The organism is Martelella sp., assembly GCF_984369615.1.
The window spans coordinates 1-6,419 of sequence record NZ_CFHTCS010000255.1 but is presented as its reverse complement, the minus strand read 5'-3'; the positions used below and the strand labels follow the sequence as shown (position 1 = coordinate 6,419).

At 58.7% G+C, this 6,419-nt stretch carries 6 protein-coding genes; 4 read left to right on the top strand and 2 right to left on the bottom strand.

Annotated features, from left to right (window positions below):
• From AC5DC2_RS17360 to tyrS, 4 genes are all read left to right on the top strand, one after another.
• The coding region (locus AC5DC2_RS17360; RefSeq protein WP_491699381.1) for an alpha/beta hydrolase at positions 1-351 on the top strand (351 nt) is incomplete at its 5' end.
• A gap of 110 nt (positions 352-461) precedes the next feature.
• A complete protein-coding gene (locus AC5DC2_RS17355; RefSeq protein ID WP_491699380.1) occupies positions 462-770 on the top strand; it encodes a hypothetical protein in 309 nt (102 codons plus the stop codon).
• Positions 767-1,132 (top strand): nuclear transport factor 2 family protein, encoded by a 366-nt coding sequence (locus tag AC5DC2_RS17350; protein WP_491699379.1) that lies wholly within the window; start codon positions 767-769, stop codon positions 1,130-1,132. The genes AC5DC2_RS17355 and AC5DC2_RS17350 overlap by 4 nt, the downstream gene beginning before the upstream one ends.
• 164 nt (positions 1,133-1,296) lie before the next feature.
• Positions 1,297-2,550, top strand: coding sequence for a tyrosine--tRNA ligase (tyrS, locus tag AC5DC2_RS17345; RefSeq protein WP_024707652.1), 1,254 nt, complete (start codon positions 1,297-1,299; stop codon positions 2,548-2,550).
• Positions 2,551-2,787: 237 nt separating this feature from the next.
• Here the strand turns inward: tyrS and pflA are convergent, their stop codons facing one another.
• Positions 2,788-3,570 (bottom strand): pyruvate formate-lyase-activating protein, encoded by a 783-nt coding sequence (pflA, locus tag AC5DC2_RS17340; RefSeq protein WP_491699378.1) that lies wholly within the window; start codon positions 3,568-3,570, stop codon positions 2,788-2,790.
• A gap of 12 nt (positions 3,571-3,582) precedes the next feature.
• Positions 3,583-5,853 (bottom strand): formate C-acetyltransferase, encoded by a 2,271-nt coding sequence (gene pflB, locus AC5DC2_RS17335; RefSeq protein ID WP_491699377.1) that lies wholly within the window; start codon positions 5,851-5,853, stop codon positions 3,583-3,585.
• Between the last annotated feature and the right edge of the window lie 566 nt (positions 5,854-6,419).

Sequence of the window (6,419 nt, the reverse complement as noted above, 5' to 3'; positions counted from 1 at the left end):
GGCTCGTGGATCGGCATGCAGCTTCTGATGCGCCGGCCTGAAATCGAGGGCTTCATGTCAATCGCTCCGCAGCCGAACATCTACGACTTCTCCTTCCTCGCCCCCTGCCCCTCCTCCGGCCTGATCATCCACGGCGATGCCGACAAAGTGGCTCCGCCGCGCGACGTCAACGGCCTGGTGGAAAAGCTGAAGACCCAGAAGGGCATCCTGATCACCCAGAAGACCGTTGCCGGCGCGAACCACTTCTTCTCCGGCAAGAACGAGGACCTGCTCGCCGAATGCGAAGACTATCTCGACCGTCGTCTGGAGGGCGAACTGGTGCCGGAACCCGCGCCGAAGCGGATCAGGTAAGTTACTTTGAATTGAATTCCCGGCAGAATCTCAACTGTCGGGAATTGTCATTTTAATTTTTGAAAGCCCCAAGCTACAAAGTGTTCGAGGAAACAGTATGCGGCGGGGCAATGAACCAATTTCAGAAATACAAGCCAATCGCAGGCTGGCTCGTCATTAACGCGCTCCTTACCTACCTCATTCGCCTCTCGGAAGTCGTAACGGTCGGGAATTCTATCTATGTCGGCGTGCTGCTGATGGTCTTGTTGCAGGGGCTTAACTACGTTTTGATGCGAAAACACATCGAGCTCGCAATCGCCACTATAACATTGAACGTTATCGGCTTCGTTCTGGTTGGCTACTTTTCGATCGTCTACGCGATTTACCCGATCGTTAAAGTGATCTTGCTGCCGCTTGCTTATAAAACGGGTGCAATTTGACAGATATCGAACACCTCAAAGCATTGGAGGCTCTGCTCCACCAGCCTGAGATCAGACGCGACGCAGCGAAAGCCGCAGCGCTGCTTGCGGATGACTTTATGGAGTTCGGCAGTTCGGGCAAGTGTTTGGACAAGCCAGCAATACTCGCCATGCTTCAGGCCGAGGGCGAACGCGAATACGCGGTGGAAAGTGACGGCTATATGCTTTTCGTGATTTCGGAAGATGCGGCGTTGCTGACCTATCGCTCCTTTCATCGGCTACCCGATGGCCGGGCCGTTCGCCACGTAAACCGCAGTTCGCTCTGGCAGGAAATCGAGGGAAACTGGCGGTTGCGTTTTCACCAGGGAACGCCAGCCGGCTAACCTTACCGTTCGTATCCCGGCCCAGGGCGGACGCGCAGCTTCGGAAGCCAGCAACAGGCCTTTTGTCGTCCCAGCCTTCGGGTCCCGTTTCAAAACACCTGCACACGGGCAAAAAACCGTGCTAAAGCGCGCGCGTCCGCAATTCAGCAATCAAAGATAGATCCATGTCGAAGTTCAAATCCGAATTCCTGCACACGCTGTCCGAGCGCGGTTACATTCATCAGATTTCCGATGAGACCGGCCTTGATGACCTTCTGGCCAAGGAGCAGGTGACGGCCTATATCGGCTTCGACCCGACGGCGCCCTCGCTCCATGCCGGCTCTCTGATCCAGATCATGATGCTGCACTGGTTCCAGAAGACCGGCCACCGGCCGATCTCGCTGATGGGCGGCGGCACGGGCATGGTCGGCGACCCGTCCTTCAAGGACGAGGCGCGCAAGCTGATGACGGTCGACATGATCGAGGACAATATCGCCTCCATCCAGCGGGTTTTCGCCAATTATATCGATTATGACCGCGACGAAGCGCCGGCGCTGATGATCAACAATGCCGACTGGCTGCGCGACATCAACTATCTCGAATTCCTGCGCGATGTCGGCCGGCATTTCTCCGTCAACCGCATGCTCTCCTTCGAGAGCGTGAAGACGCGGCTCGACCGCGAGCAGTCGCTGTCCTTCCTCGAATTCAACTACATGATCCTGCAGGCCTATGATTTCGTCGAACTCTACCGGAATTATGGCTGCCGCCTGCAGATGGGCGGATCGGACCAGTGGGGCAATATCGTCAACGGCATCGATCTCGGCCACCGCATGGACGCGCCGCAGCTTTACGCCCTCACCGCGCCGCTCCTGACCACCGCTTCCGGCGCCAAGATGGGCAAATCGGCAAATGGCGCCGTCTGGCTCAACCCGGACATGCTGTCGGCTTACGATTTCTGGCAGTTCTGGCGCAATACCGAAGATGCCGATGTCGGCCGCTTCCTGAAGCTCTACACGACGCTGCCGATGGACGAGGTCGCGCGGCTTTCGGCGCTCGGCGGATCGGAGATCAACGAGGTTAAGAAGATCCTCGCCACCGAGGTGACCGCCATGCTGCACGGCCGGGCCGCCGCCGAAGAGGCGGCGGAGACGGCGCGCAAGACCTTCGAGGAAGGCGCGCTCGCCGAAAACCTCCCGACCGTCGAAGTCGGCAAGGCGGAGATCGATGCCGGGATCGGCATTCTCACGCTTCTGGTGCAGGCGGGTCTTGCCGGCTCCAACGGCGAGGCCCGTCGCCACATCAAGGGCGGCGCGGTGAAGCTCAACGACAAGGGCGTTTCCGACGAACGCATGGCCGTCGGCTCCGACGCGGTCACGGATGATGGCGTCATCAAGCTTTCGCTGGGCAAGAAGAAGCACATCCTCGTCAAGCCGGCCTGACGGCGGACCGAAGCCCGACAAACCGAGCCCGCCGGAGCGGCGGGCCTAGAGCATTTCGCAGTCAGATGGAAACATCTGACGTCCGCGAAAATGCGTCAAAACAAATAGATAGAGCGGTTGCGCGTTTCCATGAAAGGCGGAACCGCTCTAGCGCATCGTGCTTTCAATAGGTTAGAGCGCCAACCCGAAGGCCTTTTTGCCGGGTTCTGAAGATCAGGGGCGGCTCATCGCGCCCGTTCAGACGGTGTACAGACCGCGCGCCCGGAAGATGTCACGCGCGGCCTCGGTCTCGTCCGTCGTCGGCGTCGGCGTGTCGCGCAGCGTGTATTCCTTGCCCATGGCATCCCATTTGGCAATGCCCATCTGGTGGAACGGCAGAACCTCGACGCGTTCGACGATATCGCCGAGCGAAGCGACGTAGTCCGCCATCCTGTTGACGTCGTCGGCATCGTCCGTCAGCCCCGGCACCAGCACATAGCGCATCCACATTCTCTGCTTCAGTCGCTTCAACCGCTCGGCGAAATCGAGCGTCGGCTGCAGATGCTGCGCGGTGATCGCATGGTACTTCTCCGGGTCGATATGCTTGATATCGAGCATCACGAGGTCGACATTGTCGAACCACTCGTCTTCGACGCCGGTGTGGAGATAGCCCTGCGTATCGAGCGCGATATGCAGGCCCATTTCCTTCTTGATATGTCCCATGACATTGCCGATGAAACCGGCCTGCATCATGGGTTCGCCGCCGGAAAAGGTGACGCCGCCGGCGAATTTCAGGAAGCCCGCATAGGGGCGGACCTCCCTGAGCATGTCGTCCACATCGACCCTGCGACCGTTGTGGAGCTTCCAGGTATCCGGGTTGTGGCAATAAAGGCACCGGAACTGGCAACCGGCCATGAAGAACACGAAGCGCATTCCCGGACCGTCGACCGCCCCGCCGGTTTCGACCGAGTGGAGAAATCCGTGGTCGATGTCGATATGGACACCGGTGGGCTTCGTTGGTGCGGAAACGCGCTTGTGCATTCTTCTTCTCGTTTACATCGAGGTGTGGAAAGTCCGGTTGATGACGTCAAGCTGCTGTTCCTTCGTCAGCTTGATGAAGTTCACCGCATAACCCGAAACACGGATCGTCAGCTGCGGATACTTCTCCGGATGATCCATGGCGTCAACCAGGGTCTCCTTGTTGAGGAGATTGACGTTGACGTGGAAACCGCCGGCCGCCGTGTAACCGTCGAGGCAATTCGACAGGTTCCTGATGCGATCCTCGTCGGTATGGCCGAGGCTGCCCGGCGTTGCCGAGGCGGTCCAGCTGATCCCGTCGAGGGCGGCGTCATAGGGCAGCTTGGCAAGCGAGGCGCCTGCGGCCACAAAGCCCTTCTTGTCGCGACCGTTCATCGGGTTGGCGCCCGGCGCGAAGGGTTCGCCCGCACGGCGTCCGTCCGGCGTGTTGCCGGTCTTCTTGCCGTAGACGACGTTCGAGGTGATTGTCAGGATCGACTGCGTCGGCATCGAGTCACGGTAGAAGTAGGGCTGTGCCTTGATCTTGTTCATGAAGGTCTCGGTCAGCCAGACCGCGATGTCGTCGACACGGTCGTCATTGTTGCCGAAGGCCGGGAAATCGCCGGTGATCTTGTAGTCGACGGCAAGTCCGGTTTCGTCGCGAATGACCTCGACCTTGGCATATTTGATCGCCGACAGCGCATCGGCCGCAATCGACAGACCGGCGATGCCGCAAGCCATGGTGCGCAGAATATCACGGTCATGCAGCGCCATTTCGACGCGTTCATACGCATATTTGTCGTGCATGTAGTGGATCGCGTTCAGAGCCTTGACGTAGGTCTTGGCAAGCCAGTCCATGGCCTTGTCGAACTTTTCGACGACCTCGTCATATTCCAGAACGTCGCCGGTGATCGGTTCCAGCCCCTCGGCAACCTTCTTGCCCTTCAGCTTCATTTCGTCAACGCCGCCGTTGATCGCATACAGCAGAGCCTTGGCGAGGTTGGCGCGGGCTCCGAAGAACTGCATCTGCTTGCCGATCCGCATCGACGAGACGCAGCAGGCAATGCCGTAGTCGTCGCCCCATTTCGGACGCATCAACTCGTCGTTCTCGTACTGGATGGCGCAGGTGTCGGCCGAAACCTTGGCGCAGAAGTGCTTGAAGCCTTCCGGCAGGCTCGGGCTCCACAGAACCGTGAGGTTCGGCTCCGGCGCGGGACCCAGGTTGAACAGCGTGTTGAGGAAACGGAAGCTGTTCTTCGAAACCAGCGTCCGGCCGTCTTCGCCCATGCCGCCGATGGCTTCGGTGACCCATACGGGGTCGCCCGAGAACAGCTCGTCATATTCCGGCGTGCGCAGGAAGCGGACGATGCGCAGCTTCATGATCATGTCGTCGATCATTTCCTGGGCATCGTCTTCCGAGATGTAACCGGCTTCGATATCGCGCTCGATATAGATGTCGAGGAAGGTCGAGATGCGACCGATCGACATGGCGGCGCCGTTCTGTTCCTTCACGGCGGCCAGATAGCCGAAATAGACGGCCTGGACGGCTTCGCGGGCATTGCGGGCGGGCTTCGAAATGTCGACGCCATATTTGGCCGCCATTTCACGCAGCTCGTCGAGCGCGCGGAACTGTTCCGAGAGTTCCTCGCGCAGACGCATATTGTTGTCATTGAAGACGGCATCGTCGAGTTCGTGGAATTCCTTCTGCTTTTGAGCGCGCAGGAAATCCGTGCCATAAAGGGCAACGCGGCGATAGTCGCCGATGATGCGGCCACGGCCATAGGCATCCGGCAGACCGGTGATCACGCCCGACTTGCGGCAGGCGAGAATGTCGGGGCTGTAGACGTCGAATACGCCCTGGTTATGGCTCTTTCGATACTTGGTCCAGACATCGTGAACGGTTTCGTCCGCCTTGTAGCCATAGGTCTCGAGGCTGCCCTCGACCATGCGCAGGCCGCCATTCGGCATGATCGCGCGCTTCAGCGGCGCATCCGTCTGCAGGCCGACGATGATTTCGAGGTCCTTGTTGATGTAGCCGGCATCATGCGCGGTGATCGTCGAGGGCTTGTCTGCCGAAACGTCGAGGACGCCGCCCTTGGCGCGTTCCTGCTTCAAGAGGTCGCTCAGCTCATCCCAGAGCTGCTTGGTGCGCTCGGTGGCCGGCGCGAGGAAGGACGCATCGCCTTCATAAGGCGTGTAGTTTTCCTGAATGAAGTTGCGAACGTCGATCGCGGCGCGCCATGCACCGTCGCTGAACCCGCTCCACGGGTCGGCGTGAACGTTCGTGTGTTTGGCATACATATCCATGGTTTCAGCCCTCACCATAATAAGAGGAACATTGCTGGGGTTCCAGCGCCCGCGCCGAGGAGGATGTCCGGCAAAAGGCGCTGGGTTCGGCGAACGAATTATCCGGCAAAATGTCGGTCAGAATCTCTCCGACCAAAACGGCCATTCTTGGGCAGGCAGTTGCGGGACATTTCATTCCACCAATTCTAGCGACTTCACCGTCGCTCACGATGGCTGACTTTGGCGCCTGGCGCTGGTCTTGGGCATGAACCTGCGAAAGATCGCGTCGATTGTTGACGCCAACGGTCAACGCTCTTCGTTTTGACGACCTCTATATGGTACCAAAGGCGTATAAAGTCCACAATTAATTGACATTTTTACTTATTTTTCAAGTACAACTGACGAATTACAATTCCAAACCGATAATATAAACATAATCAAGGCGACCCGACATTGATATCGGTCAAGCCAGGCCGTATCAGCAACGAAAGTCAGCGCTTTCCGGGCATTCCAACTGTGCGCTTTCGCTTACAATAAACCCTGGCGCGCGGTCCCCCCCCCGCCAACACGGCGCCGCAGAAAAGAGA